This is a genomic window from Leucobacter sp. CX169 (assembly GCF_017161405.1).
In the GTDB taxonomy this organism is placed as follows: domain Bacteria; phylum Actinomycetota; class Actinomycetes; order Actinomycetales; family Microbacteriaceae; genus Cx-87.
Genome location: NZ_CP071051.1, coordinates 124,905 through 142,455, shown reverse-complemented (window position 1 = coordinate 142,455; position 17,551 = coordinate 124,905). Strand labels below are relative to the sequence as shown.

Genomic DNA, 17,551 nt, shown 5'->3' with positions numbered 1-17,551 from the left:
CACCGCCGGTGGCGCAGCCGCCCGGTACCTAGCCCGCGGCCTCCTTCGCGCGCGCCTCGGCGAGCAGCCTCGGGTAGTCGGGGTCGTCCTTCGGGACGTCCTCCTCCTCGGCCACCCAGTCCTTCAGCCGTTGCCACGCTCGGCTGAACACCGGCACGAGCCCGCGCGGCATGAGCAGCACCATGACGAGCAGCACGACGCCGAGCACCGCGAGGCGCACCTCGGGGAACTCCTGCATGCGCGCCTGCACGAAGGCGATGATGATGGTGCCGACGATCGGACCGACCACGGTGCCGAGGCCGCCGACGACCAGCATGGTCACGAGCAGCGTCATCGGGCCGAGGCCCATGAGCGTCGGGGCGACCACCTTGAACACGTAGGCGTACAGCGCCCCCGAGACCCCGGCGAAGAAGCCCGAGATCGCGAAGAGGAGCATCTGCGTCGTGCGCGGGCTGATGCCCCGGGCCGCGGCCAGCGCCGGGTTGTCGCGCAGCGCGATCATGCCGTTGCCGAGCGGCGAGCGCACGATCACCGTGATGATCACGCTCGTGACGATCGCGATTGCGAGCACGACCCAGTAGTTCGCGTTGCCCTCCGCGTTGCCGCCGAGCCCCTCGAACCCCAGCCCGCCAAAGCCCGACAGGCCGTACGAGCCGCCCGTCACGCCCGACTGGTCGGCGACGATCAGGAGGCGCACCACCTCGGCGAACCCGAAGGTGAGCAGCGAGACGTAGATGCCGCGCAGCCGGAGCACCGGGATGGTGAGCAGCAGCGAGATCCCGGATGCGATCAGGCCGCCGGCCAGGATGCCGAGCCAGGGCGGCAGGCCCGCGTGCAGCGACAACAGCGCCGCGGCGTACGCGCCGATCGCGTAGAACGCGAGCTGGCCGAAATTCCACACCCCGCCGTAGCCGAGCACGAGGTTCCAGCTCTGGCCCAGCGTGATCCAGATCATCGCGAGGGTCGCGACGCTCACCCAGCTGCGGTCGGGCGCGACGATCGGGATGAGCGCGGCGATCACGATCGCGATGCCGATGACCACCCAGTTGGGGCGGGGCCAGCCGAGCGCCTTCGCGTCCCAGCGAGGGAGCTTCTGGGTGCGGGTCGTGCCCACACCCACTGCAGTGTTCTGAGTCACAGTCGGGCCTCCTGCGGCTTGCCGGCGATCCCGTAGGGCCGGACGATGAGCACGACCACGATGATCGCGTAGAGGACGGGGAGCGCGAACGTTGAGCTCCAGAAGATCGACACGGCCGCCTGCACAAAGCCGATGATGTAGGCGGCGATGACGGTGCCCCGGACGCTGCCGAGCCCCGCGAAGATCACCACGATGAGGGCCTGCAACAGCGGCAGGTCACCCATGTTCGGCGAGACGAAGTAGACGGGCGCGAGCAGCACGCCGGCGACCCCGGCGAGCGCGCTCGCGATGCCCATCGTCAGCACGTAGACCCGCTTGGCCGGGATGCCCATGAGGCGCGCGGCGTCGAGGTTTTGTGCCACCGCGGTGATCGCGAGGCCATAGCGCGAGCGGGTGAGGAACAGCCCGAGCGCCGCGAGCATGCCGATCGCGATGACCGCGGTGAGCACCTGGTGCCACGTGATCGAGACCCCGTCCGTGAGTTCGATCCTGCCCGAGATGAGCTCGGGGAAGTTCTTCTGGCGGGGCCCGAACACCCACAGCACGACGCTCTGCAGGATCGTGGCGATGGCGAACGTCGAGATGAACGCGGTCATCTCGAAGTCGACGCCGGCCTTCCCGACGAGCGGCTTCACACCGACAAAATAGCTCGCGACGCCGAGGGCGAAGGTCACTATGGCCGCGATGAGCATGGCCCACCAGGGCGAGAGCCCGAGGTTCGCCACGGTGACGTAGGCGGCGACGCCGCCGAGCATCACCATGACGCCCTGCGCCATGTTGAGCACGCGCAGTGTGCCGTAGACGAGGCTCATGCCGATCGTGATCAACGCCAGCATCGAGCCCTGCACGATCGTGCTCACGAGCGTCTGCAGGATGAGGTTCATTCCGTCACCCCCAGGTAGGTGGCCGCCACCGCGGCGTCGTTGAGCACCGCGTCTGCGGTGCCCGAACGGAGGATCTCTCCGTTTTCGACCAGGTGCACGCGGTCGGCGAGCGTCGCGGCGCGCGAGACGTTCTCCTCGACCAGCAGCACCGTGAGGCCCGAGTCCGCGATGCCGCGGATGAGCTCGTACACCTCGTCGACGATGACCGGGGCGAGGCCGAGGCTCGGCTCGTCGATCATCATGAGACGGGCCTCGCCCATCATGCCGCGGCCGAGGGCGAGCATGCGCCGCTCGCCGCCCGAGAGCGTGCGGGCGCGCTGGCCCGAGCGCTCCGCGAGCTTCGGGAACTGCTCGAAGACGCGCTCGAGCTTTTCCTTGGCCAGCTTGTGCGCCGAGCGCGAGAAGGCGCCGAGCGTCAGGTTCTCGGCCACCGTCATGTCGGGAAACACGAGGTCGCCCTGCGGGATGTGAATCAGCCCGCGGTCGACCAGCTTCTCGACCTTTTCGTGCGTCGAGACCTGGCCGTCGAAGCGGATCTCGCCGCCCGACGGTCGCACCAGGCCGCTGATCGCGCGCAGGATCGTGGTCTTGCCGTGCCCATTCGGGCCGATCAGTACGGCGCACTCGCCCTCGTTCACCGAGAACGTGGCGTTGTGGACCGCCGGCGTCGAGCCGTAGCCCGCGACGAGGCCGGTCACCTCCAGAATCGAGTTCTCACTCATGCCCGTTCTCCCTTCACTGGCAGCGAGCGGGTCGCCTCGGCGGCGGCTCCGGTACCGAGGTACACGCGCACCACCTCGGGGTCGCGCATGACCGTCGCGGGGTCGCCCTGCAAGAGGGTCGCGCCCTGGTTCATAATCAGGATCCGGTCGGCAAGCGCCATGAGCGCGCGCATGACGTGCTCGATGAGCACGATCGTGACCCCGCTGTCGCGGATCTTCTCGAGAAGCACCATGAGCTGGTCGATCTCCTCGTCCGTGAGCCCGCCGAACGGCTCGTCGAGGAAGAGCAGCTCGGGGCCGCTCGCGAGGGCCGAGGCAATCATGAGCCGCTTCTTGTCGTAGACGGGCAGCGGTCCCGAAACCTCGGACTCGCGGCCGGAAAGGCCGACGAAATCGAGCGCCGAGACCGCGTGGTCCCACGGTTCGTCGCCCCGGCGCAGGCCGCGCCACCAGGGAGCGCCCGAGCCGAAGTGAGCGCCGACCAGGACGTTGCCGAGCACGGTTTCGCTGTCGAACACCGACGGCTGCTGGAAGGTGCGGGTGATCCCGAGATGGCAGATCTCGTGCACCGTCGCCTGGTGAATCGGCTTGCCCCGGAACAGGGTCTCGCCATCGGTCGCCCGCACCATGCCGGTAAGCACGTCGAACAGGGTCGTCTTGCCCGCCCCGTTGGGGCCCGCGATGCCGAAGATTTCGCCGCGTTGGACCTCGAAGCTGACGTCGTTCACGGCGGTGAGGCCGCCGTAGCGTTTGGTCGCGCCCCGCACTTCCAGCAGGGCAGCTTCGGTGCTCATCAGCTCAGCCACTTCGGCAGCACGAACTCGCCCAGGCCGTACGGAGCCGGCGAGAAGAGCACCTGCTTGCCGTCCTGGATCTGGTAGGTCAGGTGCGGCATCGCGAGACTCGGGTCGGCGAGCTTGTCGGGGAACGGAATCGCGGTGAGTTCCTTCTGGTCGAAGCCGTAGGTGCCCACGACGCCGCGGAAGGTGTTCGCGAGCACCGCGTTCGTCACCCGCTCGAAGGCGTAGGGGTCGCCGGCAAGAGCGGCGGCGCGCGACCACAGGCGCACGATGTCGTACTGTGCGCCCGACTGGCTGAGGCCGGCCTCGGTGCCGTAGGTGTCGAGGTAGCGCTGACGGAAGGCCGTCCCCATCTCGTCGGGGAGCGTGCCGATCGTGGTCGACCAGACCACGCCGTTCGCCGCGTCGCCCGCGAGCTCGAGGTACTCGGGCACGCTCGGGCCGTACTGCTGGTACAGCAGCGAGTTGGTCGGGGCGGCGGCGAACTGCTTCGCGAAGCTCGCGAGATCGCCCGCGAGGTAGTCGGTGATGAAGATGAGTCCGGGCGGGTTGTTACGGATCTTCGAGAGCTGCGGGCCCCAGTCGGCGTAGGGAACGCTGACTTCCTCGTACATCGTGACGGTCCAGCCGAGCTTCTTGATACCCTCCTGCAGCACCTTCGCGATGGAGATCGAGTACGAGTCGTTGCTTGAGATCACCGCGACGGTGTTCGATGACGGCGTCCAGACGCCGCTCTCGATCCACTCCTGCATGAGCTGGATGAAGCCGCTCGCGTACCAGATCTCGGTCGGGCAGCACTGGAAGATGTTGGTCATGCCGTTCTTGACGGCGTAGTCCGTGTTCTCCTGCAGCGTGTTCGTGTGGAAGAGGGGCACGCCGGCCTGCGCGTAGATGTCGAACTCGACCGACGTCGCGGTCGTGTACCCGCCGAACGCGGCAGCCACCTTCTCCTGCGAGACGAGCCGCTGGGCCGCCTGGATGAAGTTTTCGGGCGCCATGTCCGCGATGTCGGCGGTGACGAGCTCGAGCTGATTGCCGAGCAGGCCGCCGGCCTGGTTGATGTCCTCGACCGCGAGCTCGGCGCCGCGCACCATCTCCTGGCCATCGCCCGAGTACGGGCCGGTCACCGGGGCGACCATGCCGATCTTGGTGACGCCTCCGCCACCCACCGCGCCACCCTGGGCGCCGCGCGGGGCGAGCCCGTAGCCGAGGCCACCGCCGGCGAGCAGACCGCCCACCCCGGCAAGCCCGAGGCCGGTGACAAAGTTCCGTCGGTTCACTGGCTTTGGCCGACGAACTGGCGGCTCAGCACGATGTTCGGTCATCTTCACTCCTTTGTGGATGCATGCAGTGGCCGCACGCAGCGGCCATCAATACTCATGCAATCGCGCCGGAGCCCGGGCGTCATGCGTCAAATGACGGATTACACCGTGGAAATCCAGGGAGGCAGCCGGAAGTCGCTGAGCTTGCCGAAGGGCTCGGGGGCGAGCAGCACCTGTTCACGCCCGCGCATCTGGTAGACGAGGTGGGCCTGGCTGAGCGCCGCGTCGTTCGTCGTGTCGGGGTAGAGCAGCGGCGCGTGACCACTCTCTCCGAAGTAGTAGACCCCGTTCACGCCGCGGTGCGGCCAGCGCCGGATGTACCGGGTGACCTCGGTAACGTTGCGGGCGTCGACCGACGACCACGCCGCGGCGAGCACCCGGACCTGGTCGTACGCCGCGCCGGCCTGCGACCAGCCGGGGTCGGCGCCGAAGCGCTCGCGGTAGCGGCGCCGAAAGCGGCGGCCGAGGTCGTCGTCGTAGGTGCCGGTCGTCGTCGACCAGACGATCCCCTCGGCCTGGGCTCCGAGGCGCTCGGCGAAGGACGGGATGGACGGCGCGTAGACGCTGTAGACGAGGGCCGGGATGGGGTCGCGCAAGAGGGCCTGTTGGAACGCGACGAGCTCGTCCTCGAGGTAGTTCGCGACGAAGAGCACGTCGGGCTCGACGGCGTTCGCCTCGGCGATGACCTGCTCCCAGTCCGTCGCGCCCGCGGGGGTCTCGATCGTGCGGGCGACGTCCCAGCCACAGGCGTTCGCCGTCTCGATGAAGGCGGGCGTCGAAAGCCGCATGCTGATCGAGGCCTGCTCGATCCCGACGACCCGGTGCGTGCGCGGCGTCCACTTGCCCGAGGCCTCGAGCGCCTGCACGAAGCGCAGCATGCCCGGGGCATAGTGCACCTCTGACGCGCAGGTCTGGAAGATCGCGCCGTAGCGGTAGGGCTCGGCCTCGGTGCGCAGCACGTCCGCGTCAAACGTCGCCGTGTGCAAAAAGGGCCGGCCGTAGTCGGCGATGAGCTCGAGAAAACCCGGGTGCTCGGCGCTCACGTAGCTCGTCACGATGGCGTCGACACCGGCGTCGAAGAGCGACTGCAGACCCGCGCGCACACTCTCCCAGCCGAACATCTCGACGGGCGCCTGCACGACCTTGATCTGCCGCCCGCCCAGGCCGCCCTGTTCGTTGACCTCGTCGACCGCGAGCAGCGCGCCGTGCAGCATCTGCTCCGTGTCGCCCCCGACGTCCTTCGGAATGACGATGCCGAGCAGGATCGGGGCGCGGTCCGCCTCGTTCGCGCGGATGGGGCTGAGGCCGTGCGAGGCGTTCGAGCGGTGGGCGAGCTCGAGCTCGGCCACGCCGATCCCGCCCGCCTCGGGGGCGCCGCCCGGCAGGGGCAGCCGCAGCAGGCCGACGTCGACGGCGAGCGCCGCGAGCCCGCCGCGGGTGCCCTGGCCGAGCTTTCCGAGCAGCCGTTCGATCTGGGTCGAGACGGTGCGGGCCGAGGTGCCGAGGCGCTCGGCGATGCCGCCGTTCGTCAGCCCGAGTGCGACCAGCGTGAGGACGTCGAACTCGCGGGCGGTGATCCCGCGAGGCATCTCGGCCTCGTTGATCCGGACCGAGACGCGCGGCAGCGCGCGCGCCCCGCCGGTGGTCTCGCCGCGCACCAGGGTGACGTCGAGCCAACGGTCGCCGTCGCGCCACATGAAGCGGACGGTCCGACGCTCGACGCGGAGGAAGGCCTGGGTGTATTCCCACAGCTGCGCCGGCACCTCGCGGGGCAACGACTCGAGCGGGGTCGAGCGGTCAACCACCTGCTCAATCGCGAGTCGATCCTGCATCCTGCCCCCTTATGTATGTATTGAATCGGGGTTCCCGAGAGAACCAGTTACCCGTCTCACGCCGCCAGCAGGCCCCCATCTACCGGCAGCACAACACCCGTCACGTATGAGGATGCCTCACTCACGAGAAATTGGCATACTTCCGCCACCTCGCGCGGGGCGGCCGCGCGGCGAAGCGGCACGCGGGCCAGGTAGTCCGGGTTGTTGCGCAGCGCAGGATCCAGGCCTCCGGCCTGCACCGCGTTCACCCGGATGCCGTCGCCGCCCCACTCGACCGCGAGCTGCCGGGTCATCCCGACGAGTCCCCCGTCGGCGGTCGCCCGCGAGACACCCGAGGAGCGGATCGAGCCGCGGCTGCCCGCGAGCGAGCCGACCAACACGACGCTGCCGAGCTCGGCGCGGGCCCCGCGCAGGCGCAGCATCTCGCGCGCCCCCGCCTGGGCGACGAGGAAGGCGGCCCGCAGTTCATCGGCCTGGTTCGCGTCCCACTCGCTCGCCGACTCGGTCACGGCCGCGGCCGTGTGCGACGGGTTGGTGCAGTGCACGACGGCGTCGGGCGCGCGGCCCCACTGCGCGGTGATGCCGGCAAACGCCGACTCAATGGACGACGGGTCGCTGAGGTTGACCGCGAGCTCGGCGTTGCCCTCCATATCGAAGCCGGCACCGAGAAGATCCTGCTGGCAGGCGATGTCCGAGAGCACCGCGACCCGCCAGCCGCGCTCGACGGCGAGGGCCGCCACCGCGTCGACAATCTCGGGGTGGGCCCCCGAGACGACCAGGCCCCGGGTACCGTCCACCGCGTCGCCGCTCACGAGAATTGGATTCCGCCGTTGACGGGAATCGACTGGCCCGTGACGTAGGCGGAGTCCGGGCCGAGCAGCCAGGCGACCGCGCCCGCGATGTCCGCGGGGGTGCCGTGACGCTGCAGGGGCACCTCGGCGCGCAGCTGGGCGAAGCGCTCATCAACCGCGATGCCGAGCTCGGCCGCCTGCCCGGCGACCTCGTCCTCGTGCATCTTCGTCAGGATGTAGCCGGGGGCGACCGTGTTGCACCGCACCCCAGCGCCGCCGAGCTCGATCGCGAGCACGCGGGTCAGCGTGTGTACCGCGCCCTTACTCATGCAGTACGCGCCGCCGGCGCGGACGGGCTCGGTGGCGAACACCGAACCGAGGTTGACGATGCTGCCGCCCGCCCTCGTGAGCGCGGGGGTCGCGGCCTGCACCAGGGCGACGAGCGCGACGACGTTGATGTCGAGCGTGCGGCGCAGCGCGTCGAGGTCCAGGGTGCTGACCTCGGCGCCGGGCCCGCCCGTCGCCGCATTGTTCACGAGGCCGTCGAGCTGGCCGAAGGCGGCGAGCGCCGCCCCGACGAGCGCGTCCGCCTCGCCATCCGCCGACACGTCGCCGACACGCGCGACGACGTCGCCGCTCGCGATCTCGGCGGCAAAGGTCTCGGTCAGGCTGGCGTCCAGGTCGCAGAGCGCGAGGCGCGCGCCGTCGGCGAGCAGGCGCTCGGCGATCGCGCGGCCGATGCCCGAGGCCGCGCCGGTCACGATCACGACCGGCCGTGCGGCCCCCACTAGGCGACCACTCGGTCGGCCACGTCGCGGGTGGGTGCAATCCAGGCGCCCATCTCGCGCATCCGCTCGATGACCCGCTCGAGCATGAGCAGGCGGCCCGGGCGGCCGATGAACTGGGGGTGGGTCGTCAGCATGACGTGGCCGCCAAGCGCCGCGATCCCCTCGATCTCTTCGAGCCACAGCGCCTCGACCTCGGCGGCGGATCGGATGGTCTTTTGCCAGGTGTCCGACGCGAACCAAAAGTGGGGGGCGTCGTCGAGCATCCACGACACGGGTACCTCGACGAGGGGGCGGCCCTCGTGCCGGTACGGACGGATGTCGTCCATCAGGTTCGACGAGTACGCGAAACCGTGCTCCTCGAGCAGGTCGAGCGTATTGGGGCTGAAGTCCCACGACGGCGAGCGGTACCCGACGACATCCGCGCCGAGGCCCTGCAGGGCGGCCAGGCCGTCCCGCATCTCGGCCGCCTCCTCGTCGCGGCTCTGCAGCGTCGGGGACTGGTGCGAGTGGCCGTGATGACCGACCTCGTGGCCCGCGGCGAGGATCTCGCGCACGCGGCCGGGGTGGCGCAGCGCGTCGCGGCCGGGGACGTAGAACGTGCTCGTGATGCCCTGGCGCTCGAGCATGGCGAGGATGAGCGGGATCGCCACCTTGGGCGAGTAGGCGCCCTGCGACAGCACGCCCGGCCGACTCTCGTTCTCGGGGTCTTCGCCGATCCAGACCTCCTCGGCGTCGAAATCGAAACTCACGGTCGCCCCAAAGGAGTACCCGTCCGGCCACATCGTCATCATTTGCCCTTTCACATCCTCGTGCGAAGTCCACTCTTCCGGCCGCGCCGTGGGGCGGGCATCCGTCATTCGACGTACCCAGGCGTCTCGCCCCGGGCAGGATCCGGCAGAGAGATCCGTCGGATAGCGGAGTCAATCGCGGCGGAAGCAGCACAGACTCGGAGGTATTCCGGCGAAGCTGCCGGGAGTGACTGGAGAAAGGACCCACCGTGAGCCCCACGCAGTGGACCATCAGCATCGACGCCGGCGGCACCTTTACCGACGCGATTGCACGGAGCAGTGACGGCGCGATCCGGGAGGCGAAGGTGGCCTCGACGCCCGACGACCCGTCCCGAGGCCTGAGCAACGCGGTCGACGCGCTGGCCGCCCAGGGCGTGCCGCGCGACGAGGTTTCGCTCGTGTGCCACGGCACGACCGTCGCGACGAACGCAACCCTCACGGGCAACCTGGCCCGGGTCGCGCTCGTCACGACCCGCGGGTTCCGCGACGTCCTCGGCTACCGGCAGTCGAACCGGCCCGACGTGTACAGCCTCACGCCGCGGCGCCCCGCCGAGCTCGTGCCGCGCGCGCTGCGCTTCGAGCTCACCGAGCGCCTTGACTCCGCGGGACGCGTGCTCACGCCGCTCGACGAGACTGAGCTCTCCGACCTCATCACCGAGATCCGGGAGGCAGCGCCTGAGGCCATCGCGGTCTCCTTCCTGTTCAGCTATCTCAACGACGGCCACGAGCAGCGCGTCGGCGACGCCCTACGCGCAGCCTTCCCCGAGCTGCCGGTGACACTCTCGAGCGAGGTGGCGCGCGAGTTCCGCGAGTACCCGCGCACGGCGACCGCCGGCATCAACGCGGCCCTGCGCCCGCTCGTCGAGCGCTACCTCACGCGCGCCGCCGGTGCGCTCGCGGACAGCGGCGTTGACGCCCCCTTCCTCGTCATGCAGTCCAACGGCGGGTCCGTCCCTGCCGAGCGCGCGGGCGCCGAAGCCCACCGCCTGGTGCTCTCGGGCCCCGCGGGCGGCGTCGCCGGCCTCGTGGCCCTCGCGCGCTCGCTTGGCGAGCCGCACCTCATCAGCCTCGACATGGGCGGCACCTCGACCGACGTCTGCCTGATCCGCGACGGCCAGATCCCCTTCACCACGCTCCAGGAGGTGCAGGATCACACCCTGCTCGCGCCCTCGGTCGACATTCACACGATCGGCGCCGGCGGCGGCAGCATCGCCTGGATCGATACGACCGGGCGTCTGCGCGTCGGCCCCGCATCGGCCAAGGCCGTGCCCGGGCCCGCCTGCTACGGCCGCGGCGGCGTCGAACCCACCATCACCGACGCCCACGCGGTGCTCGGCACCCTCGGCACGGGCGAGCTCGCCGGCGGGCTCACCCTCGACCGCGAGCTCGCGGTGGCCGCGGTGCGGCGAATTGCCGAGCCGCTCGGCTTCTCGGTCGAGGAGGGAGCGGAGGCGATCCTCGCGATCGGCCTTGCCCACATGGTGCGCGCCCTGCGCAAGGTGAGCGTCGAGCGCGGCCTCGACCCGCGCGAGTTCTCGCTCGTGCCCTTCGGCGGGGCGGGCCCCCTCCACACGGGTCTGTTGCTGCGCCACCTCGAGCTCAAGCAGGCGATCCTGCCGCTGCGCCCAGGCCTCTTCGCTGCCGACGGGCTGCTCGTCGCTGGCCTCCGCAGCGACCGTTCGCAGACCATCTTGCTGCCCGCGGGTGACGCCGCGACAAACGAACTCATAGCCTGGTTCGCGTCCACGAGCGCCGAGTCTCGCGAGCAGCTGCTCGCGGACGGCGTGCCCGAGGATCGGATCCGCGAGGAGGCGTCGGTCGACTGCCGCTACCGCGGACAGGGCTTCGAGCTCAACATCCCCGTCGCCGGCTGGTCCCCCGAGCAGCTCGCCGAGCTGCCCGCGAAGTTCCATGAGGTGCACCGTGAGCGCTACGGCCACAGCAACTTGGGCGAGCCGGTCGAGATCGTCACGGTCCGCCTCGCCTCCACGGGCGAGATCGAGCGCGCCGACGAGGCGGCCGTCGAGGTCGCCGCGTGCGAGCTGCCCGAGTCGGCGATCGTCGCCCGGCGCGAGGTACGCCTGCCCGGCTTCGATCCTGCAGAAATCCCCGTGATCGACCGCGCACGCATCCCGGCCGGGGCCCGGTTTACGGGGCCCGCGATCATCCAGCAGATGGACGCCACCACGGTGCTGCTGCCCGGCCAGAGCGTCGAAGCGCTCAGCACCCTCGACCTCGTGGTCACCGATCACTCACGAAAGGCCTGAACCGCATCATGTCTCTGACTCCTGAAATCGACACGGTGACCTTCGAGGTCGCCTCCGCCGCGCTCCTCTCCGCCGCGGAAGAGATGGGCAGCCTGCTCAAGCGCTCGAGCTACAGCCCGATCATCCGCGACATGGACGACTTCTCGTGCGCGCTCTTCACCGCCGAGGGCGACCTCGTCGCCCAGGCCGACTACATCCCGGCGCAGCTCGGGGCGATGTCGCTCGTGGTGAAGTCCGTGCTCACGAAGTGGGACGGGCGCATCAATCCGGGTGACGCCTTCATCTGCAACCACCCGTACCAGGGCGCGATGCACCTGCCCGACGTGAACATCGTCACGCCGATCTACCTCGACGGCACCCTCGCGGCGTGGGCCGGCACCGCCGCGCACCACATCGACGTGGGCGGGGTGAACCCCGGAAGCGAAGGCCCCGAGCTCACCGAGCTGTACGGCGAGGGCGTCGTCATGCCCCCGATCCGGCTCTCCATCGCCGGCGTCGAGAACGAGGACCTCGTGGCGCTGCTCACCGAGAACTTCCGCGACCCGCTGAGCACGCTCAGCGACCTGCGCGCCCAGCGCGCGGCCTGCCAGCTCGGCGACGAGCGGGTGCAGGAGCTCGCCCGGCTCTACGGCCCCGAGACGCTGCTCGCCGTGATGGTGCGCATGCTCGACGTGGTCGAGCTCGCCGTGCAGAACGCGCTCGCGGCGCTCCCCGACGGCGTGGGCGAGGCCGAGGGCTCGCTCGACGACGACGGCCGCGACGGCCCGCCCACCCGCATCCACGCACGCATCGAGAAGCGGGGCGACCGGCTGCACATCGACCTGTCCGGGTCCGACCCGCAGACCGCGGGCGCCATGAACGTGCCGTGGGCGAGCGCCCGCGCCGGCCTCGTCTACGCGGTGCGGTGTGTGGTTGCCCCCGGCATCGGATCGAACGACGGCCTGCTGCGCCGGGTCGACGTGATCGCGCCCGAGGGCACCGTCATCAACCCGCTGCCGCCGGCGGCCGTGTCCATCCGACACAACACGTGCCAGCGCCTCGCCGACACGCTCATCCGCGCGATGCAGCAGATCTGGCCCGACCGCGCGGTCGCATCGAGCTCCGTCAGCTTCTTCAGCTTCAACGCGGGCTCGACGAACCCCTCGACCGGGCTGCCCGCCGTCATGGCGGACGTGGTCGGCGGCGGCACGGGCGGCACCGCCGGCTCGGACGGGCTCGACGGCGTCGACACCTACATGTCCAACGTGGGCGTCATGCCGACCGAGGTGGTCGAGACGAACTACAACATCCGCATCCTGAAGACCGAGTTCATCCCGGGCTCGCAGGGCCAGGGCGAGCACAGCGGCGGCCTCGGGCTGCGCCGCGAGTACGAGATCCTCGAGCACCCGCAGCACGTGACGTTCTATGCCGAGCAGACCGACGCGCGCTTCGCCCCCGAGGGGGCGTCGGGCGGCGCGGTCGCCCAGGCGACGACGATCACGGTGCTCGGCCCGGACGGGACCGTGCTCGACACCCCGCGGAAGACGTCCCGACTGCTGGCCCCGGGCACGGTCGTCCGCGTGGAGACCGCGGGCGGCGGCGGCTTCGGGGATCCTGCTCTGCGGAGCGCTGAGCTCGCCGCGTGGGACCGCGCGGAGGGCCGCCTGGGCTAGCCCCGCACTGCCCCTCTTCCTTGTTCTTCCCCTTCCCCTCTTCCCCCAGCGACCTTGCGCAAAAGGCCCCTTCACGACAGGTGAGGCAGCCCTTTGCGCAAGGTCGAGGGGCGGGACTCGCGAGAGGTGGGGCAGGATCCGGCGCGTTCACGCAGGCGCCGCCCGTACGATTGAAGCCGTGAGCGACCCGAAGATCCTGCTGTATTACACGTTTGCCCCCGTCGCCGACCCCGAGGCCGTGCGTCTCTGGCAGCGCGAGCTCTGCGAATCGCTCGGGTTGCGCGGGCGCATCATCGTCTCGAAGCACGGCATTAACGGCACCGTGGGCGGCGAGATCGACGCCTGCAAGCAGTACCTCCGGCGCACCCGCGAGTACGGCCCCTTCGCCGGGCTCGAGGTGAAGTGGAGCGAGGGGACGGGCTTCGCGGACGACGCCGCCGAGCCGCTGCACGGGATCGACCGACGCGCGCCCTGGCGCCGCATCACCGACTTCCCCGGCCTGAGCGTGAAGGCGCGCGACGAGCTCGTGGCCTTCGGCCTGGCCGACGAAACCGAGGTCGACGCGGCCGGCATTGTCGGCGGCGGCGTGCACCTGAGCCCGGAGGCGGTGAACGAACTCGTGGCCGAGCGCGGCGAGGACGTCGTCTTCTTCGACGGCCGCAACGCGTACGAGGCGACGATCGGTCGGTTCAAGGACGCCGTCGTGCCCGAGGTGTCGAGCACACACGGCTTCATCGAGCAGATCGAGCAGGGAGCCTTCGACGACATCAAGGATCGCCCCGTCGTCACGTACTGCACCGGCGGCATTCGCTGCGAGATCCTCTCTGCCGCCATGATCAAGCGCGGTTTCAGCGAGGTGTACCAGATTGACGGCGGCATCGTCCGCTACGGCGAGGCCTTCGGCAACGACGGGCTTTGGGAGGGCTCGCTCGCGGTGTTCGACGGGCGCGAGGCGCTGGACTTCGCACCGAACGCCGCCGTGCTCGGCCGCTGCGCCGTCTGCGCCACCCCGTCATCGACACTGCAGAACTGCGCCGACCCGTCGTGCCGCGCGCGTTTCGTCACGTGCGCAGAGCACGCCGATGCACGTTGCACCGAGCACGGGGGCTCCGTCGACGCGAGTCCCGCGGCCGTGGCATCGGCAGCGCAGACGGGCTAACGCGCTTCCAGCGCTCGCTCGCGCATCCGCTTCCCGCGCGCGAATCGCAATCGTGCGCACGGTGGTCAACCACTTGGGCCGCCTCACACCCCGGGTGAGTCTTCGTGCACCCCGAGCAGGCGGCTCAGCGCCGACGCGTACGCCGAGATCGCCTCGTCCACCGAGAAGTGGCCCGCAGCGCTGAGCGTGCCGAGGCCGTGAATGGTGGCCCAGAGCGAACGCGCGTCGTCCTCTTCCGGAAGCCCCGCGGCCGCGACGGCCTGGCCGAGCGTCACGGCGAGATCGTCGATGAGCGGCGCCATCCGCTCAGTGGGCGCACCAGGAATGCACACGGTCGGGTCGTAGACCGCGTTGAACGCGTGTGGGCGATCGACCGCGAAGCGGATGTACGCGACCCCTCCGGCGAAGAGATCCTCCTGCGCACTGCCACCCGCGGCCACAGCGGCATGCACCGCGTCAACGAGATCTGCCATGCTGCGCTCGGCGAGCGCCTGAATCAACCCTTTTCGGTCGGTGAAGTGGTGGTAGGGCGCGTTGTGGCTGACGTTTGCCGCGCGCGCGACCTCGCGCAGGCTGATCTCCGGCGCCGGCATGCGCTCGAGTAGTTGCATCGCGGCGTCCTCGAGCGCTCGGGCGAGACTGCCGTGGTGGTACGACCCCTGGGAACTTGACACGAGCAACATTCTTCCCTATCTTGACACTGTCCACCTGAAATAGACAGTGCCAAGATTGCAGGCAACATGACTTCCACACTCGTCATCGACGACCACCCGAACCCTGAGTCCCTCACCGCGGCGATGGCCGAGCGGTACGTCGCCGGCAACGGCAACGCCCGCCTCCTTCGGCTGCGGGAACTCGACTTCGACCCGAACCTCCGGTTCGGCTACCGAGGACGGATCCCGATCGAGCCGGATCTCGCCGACGCCCGGGAGGCGCTGCACGCGGCGAGCCGGATTGTCGTGGCGTCGCCCATGTGGTGGGGATCCGCGCCCGCACTGCTCAAGGGATTCTTCGACCGCGCCCTACTTCCGCACGAGGAGTACGAGATGACGCCGCTCGGATTCCCGCGGGGCCTCCTCGCGGGGCGAAGCGGGCGACTCTTGCTCCTCTCGGACACCCCAGGCTATGCACTGCCATTCATGGGCACGCCCGCCGCCGCACAGATTGGCCGGAGAACGCTGAAGTTCTGCGGCGTGCGCCCGTTCCGCGTGCACCGCTTCATGGGGGTGGGCGCCGCGAGCGAGGGGAAAATCAGCCGCTGGCTCGAAAAGTCCGAGCGCATCGGCGCGGGCGACCGGCAGCGCGATGCGGGGCGCCCGGATGAAACGCCAAAGGCCCGCTCCGCGGTCCTGCAGAGCGAGCCTCAACGCACCTAGGTTGCCCGGCGCCCGCGATCCTGCGCAGGATCCGGGCCGCCAGCCGCCGCTACCAGATCGAGACGCGCTCGGCCGGATCGAGCCAGAGCTTGTCGCCGGGCTGCGTGTTGTACGCCTCGTGGAAGGCTTCGAGGTTCGCGACGATCTGGTTGCAGCGGAACTCATTGGGCGAGTGCGGGTCGATCGTGAGCAGGCGCACGACCTCTTCGGGACGCGACTTCTGCTGCCAGGCCTGGGCCCAGGAGAGGAAGAAGCGCTCGGCTCCGCTCAGCCCGTCGATCACCGGCGACTCGGCGCCGGCGAGCGAGCGCAGGTACGCGCGCCACGCGATCGCGAGGCCGCCGAGGTCGCCGATGTTCTCGCCGATCGTGAGCTCACCGTTGACTGTCTGCCCGTCGGCACCCTCGGGCGAGAGCGCGTTGTACTGGTCGATGAGCGCTTTGGTGCGCGTCTCGAACGCCGCGCGGTCGCCTTCGGTCCACCAGTCGGTGAGCTTGCCGTCGCCGTCGTAGCGCGAGCCCTGGTCGTCGAAGCCGTGGCCGATCTCGTGGCCGATAACGGCGCCGATCGCGCCGAAGTTCGCCGCGTCGTCCCAGCTCTTGTCGAAGAACGGGGGCTGCAGGATCGCCGCGGGGAAGACGATCTCGTTGAATCCCGGGTTGTAGTACGCGTTCACGGTTTGCGGCGTCATGAACCACTCGTCGCGGTCGATCGGACGCCCGAGCTTGCCGAGCTCGCGGTTGAAGTCGAGCACGGCCACGCGCCGCGAGTTGCCGACGAGGTCGCCCGCGTCCGCTTCGAGCGCGGAGTAGTCGCGCCACTTCACGGGGTAGCCGATCTTGGGGGTGAACTTGTCGAGCTTTTCGAGGGCGCGCACCTTCGTGTCCGCCCCCATCCAGTCCAGCTCCTGGATCGACTCGCGGTACGCCTCGATGAGGTGTCCCACAAGCACGTCCATCGACGCCTTCGCGGACTCGTCGAAGTGGCGCTCGACGTAGAGCCGGCCGACCGCCTCGCCCATCGATCCCTCGACGAACGAGACGCCGCGGCGCCAGCGGTCGCGCTGTTCGGTCGCGCCGGTGAGTGCAGTGCCATAGAACTCGAAGTTCGCGCGCGACATCTCCTGCGACAGCAACGAGGCGGAGGAGCGCACGAGGGCCCAGGCGAGCCAGGCCCGCCAGGCGGGGAGCTCGTCCTCGACCAGCAGCGCGGCGAGGCCGGCAAGCGCGTCGGGCTGGCCGGCGACGACCTCGGCGAACGCGCCCTCGGGCGCGCCCATCGCGCTCAGATACGCGCTCCAGTCGAGCTGCGGGGTGATCTCCTGCAGCCCGGCGAAGTCGCGCAGGTTGTACAGCTTCTGGATGTCGCGGCTCGCAACCTTGTCCCAGTGGCTCGCGGCGATGCGGCGCTCGAGATCGTAGCTCAGCGCGGCCTTCTCGGCGGCCCCCGGAACTTTCGCAAGCTCGAGCATGCGCTCGATGTGCGCCAGGTACTGGCCGCGCACCTCCTCGAACTGCTCCTCGCGGTAGTACGACTCGTCGGGCAGGCCGAGCCCGCCCTGCATCACGAACGCGATGTAGCGGTTCGGATCCCCCGGGTCGTTGTCGATGAACATCCCGTAGAACCCGCCAAGGCCCTCGCGCTCGAGCTCGCCGACGAGCGCCACGAGCTCGGCAACCGAGCCCACCGCGAGCGCGCGGGCGAGATCGCCCAGGATCGGGTCCGCGCCGAGCGCATCCGCCCGCTCGACGTCCATGAAGCTCGCATACAGCGCGGCGACCTTCTCGGCCTCCGTGGCACTGCCCGCACCGGCGGCCGGGGCCTCGGTCTGCGTGATGATCTCGCGGACCGCGTCCTCGGCGTTTTCGGCGAGCACCGCGAACGAGCCGTAGCGCGCCTTGTCGGCGGGAATCTCGGTCCGCTCGATCCACTTACCGTTGACATGGCGGTACAGATCGTCCTGCGGGCGGACGGCCGAGTCGAGTTCGGCGAGGTCGATTCCGGAGGAGGGCGTGGTGGCTGCGGTCATGCG

The 17,551-nt window shown here is 70.0% G+C and carries 15 protein-coding genes; 4 read left to right on the top strand and 11 right to left on the bottom strand.

Features of this window, described 5'->3' with window-relative positions; genetic code table 11:
- Positions 1 to 28: 28 nt before the first annotated feature.
- From JW030_RS00630 to JW030_RS00590, 9 genes are all read right to left on the bottom strand, one after another.
- On the bottom strand, positions 29 to 1,138 hold the full coding sequence (locus tag JW030_RS00630) for a branched-chain amino acid ABC transporter permease (protein ID WP_188045875.1): 1,110 nt from the start codon (positions 1,136 to 1,138) through the stop codon (positions 29 to 31).
- Positions 1,135 to 2,022 (bottom strand): branched-chain amino acid ABC transporter permease, encoded by an 888-nt coding sequence (locus JW030_RS00625; RefSeq protein WP_188045876.1) that lies wholly within the window; start codon positions 2,020 to 2,022, stop codon positions 1,135 to 1,137. The genes JW030_RS00630 and JW030_RS00625 overlap by 4 nt, the downstream gene beginning before the upstream one ends.
- Complete coding sequence (locus JW030_RS00620; RefSeq protein WP_188045877.1) at positions 2,019 to 2,744, bottom strand: ABC transporter ATP-binding protein; 726 nt, start codon at positions 2,742 to 2,744, stop codon at positions 2,019 to 2,021. The genes JW030_RS00625 and JW030_RS00620 overlap by 4 nt, the downstream gene beginning before the upstream one ends.
- Positions 2,741 to 3,538 carry an ABC transporter ATP-binding protein gene (locus tag JW030_RS00615; RefSeq protein ID WP_188045878.1) on the bottom strand — a complete coding sequence of 266 codons (798 nt, stop codon included), beginning with the start codon at positions 3,536 to 3,538 and terminating at the stop codon, positions 2,741 to 2,743. Before JW030_RS00615 ends, JW030_RS00620 begins: the two co-directional genes overlap by 4 nt.
- Complete coding sequence (locus JW030_RS00610) at positions 3,538 to 4,869, bottom strand: ABC transporter substrate-binding protein (RefSeq protein WP_188045879.1); 1,332 nt, start codon at positions 4,867 to 4,869, stop codon at positions 3,538 to 3,540. The genes JW030_RS00615 and JW030_RS00610 overlap by 1 nt, the downstream gene beginning before the upstream one ends.
- Before the next feature lie 98 nt (positions 4,870 to 4,967).
- Positions 4,968 to 6,698, bottom strand: coding sequence for an ABC transporter substrate-binding protein (locus JW030_RS00605; protein ID WP_188045880.1), 1,731 nt, complete (start codon positions 6,696 to 6,698; stop codon positions 4,968 to 4,970).
- A gap of 56 nt (positions 6,699 to 6,754) precedes the next feature.
- Positions 6,755 to 7,510, bottom strand: coding sequence for an SDR family NAD(P)-dependent oxidoreductase (locus tag JW030_RS00600; RefSeq protein WP_188045881.1), 756 nt, complete (start codon positions 7,508 to 7,510; stop codon positions 6,755 to 6,757).
- Positions 7,507 to 8,277, bottom strand: coding sequence for an SDR family NAD(P)-dependent oxidoreductase (locus tag JW030_RS00595; RefSeq protein ID WP_188045882.1), 771 nt, complete (start codon positions 8,275 to 8,277; stop codon positions 7,507 to 7,509). The genes JW030_RS00600 and JW030_RS00595 overlap by 4 nt, the downstream gene beginning before the upstream one ends.
- The gene (locus tag JW030_RS00590; protein WP_206348594.1) at positions 8,277 to 9,068 is read right to left on the bottom strand and encodes a polysaccharide deacetylase; all 792 of its coding nucleotides are present in this window, start codon (positions 9,066 to 9,068) and stop codon (positions 8,277 to 8,279) included. Before JW030_RS00590 ends, JW030_RS00595 begins: the two co-directional genes overlap by 1 nt.
- Before the next feature lie 206 nt (positions 9,069 to 9,274).
- Here JW030_RS00590 and JW030_RS00585 point away from each other — a divergent pair, with 206 nt between their 5' ends.
- The 3 genes from JW030_RS00585 (at position 9,275) to JW030_RS00575 (ending at position 14,143) form a co-directional block, all read left to right on the top strand.
- Positions 9,275 to 11,332, top strand: a complete 2,058-nt coding sequence (locus JW030_RS00585; protein ID WP_188045883.1) for a hydantoinase/oxoprolinase family protein — start codon at positions 9,275 to 9,277, stop codon at positions 11,330 to 11,332.
- Between the two features lie 8 nt (positions 11,333 to 11,340).
- Positions 11,341 to 12,984: a hydantoinase B/oxoprolinase family protein gene (locus JW030_RS00580; protein WP_188045884.1), complete on the top strand. Its 1,644-nt coding sequence runs from the start codon at positions 11,341 to 11,343 to the stop codon at positions 12,982 to 12,984.
- A gap of 178 nt (positions 12,985 to 13,162) precedes the next feature.
- Positions 13,163 to 14,143 (top strand): rhodanese-related sulfurtransferase, encoded by a 981-nt coding sequence (locus tag JW030_RS00575; protein WP_188045885.1) that lies wholly within the window; start codon positions 13,163 to 13,165, stop codon positions 14,141 to 14,143.
- 83 nt (positions 14,144 to 14,226) lie between these two features.
- Here the strand turns inward: JW030_RS00575 and JW030_RS00570 are convergent, their stop codons facing one another.
- A complete protein-coding gene (locus tag JW030_RS00570) occupies positions 14,227 to 14,817 on the bottom strand; it encodes a TetR/AcrR family transcriptional regulator (protein WP_188045886.1) in 591 nt (196 codons plus the stop codon).
- A gap of 66 nt (positions 14,818 to 14,883) precedes the next feature.
- On the opposite strand from JW030_RS00570, the gene JW030_RS00565 reads away from it, so the two are divergent.
- Positions 14,884 to 15,519, top strand: coding sequence for an NAD(P)H-dependent oxidoreductase (locus JW030_RS00565; RefSeq protein ID WP_188045887.1), 636 nt, complete (start codon positions 14,884 to 14,886; stop codon positions 15,517 to 15,519).
- A 49-nt stretch (positions 15,520 to 15,568) separates the two neighbouring features.
- Here the strand turns inward: JW030_RS00565 and JW030_RS00560 are convergent, their stop codons facing one another.
- Positions 15,569 to 17,548 carry a M13 family metallopeptidase gene (locus tag JW030_RS00560; protein ID WP_188045888.1) on the bottom strand — a complete coding sequence of 660 codons (1,980 nt, stop codon included), beginning with the start codon at positions 17,546 to 17,548 and terminating at the stop codon, positions 15,569 to 15,571.
- Positions 17,549 to 17,551: the final 3 nt, after the last annotated feature.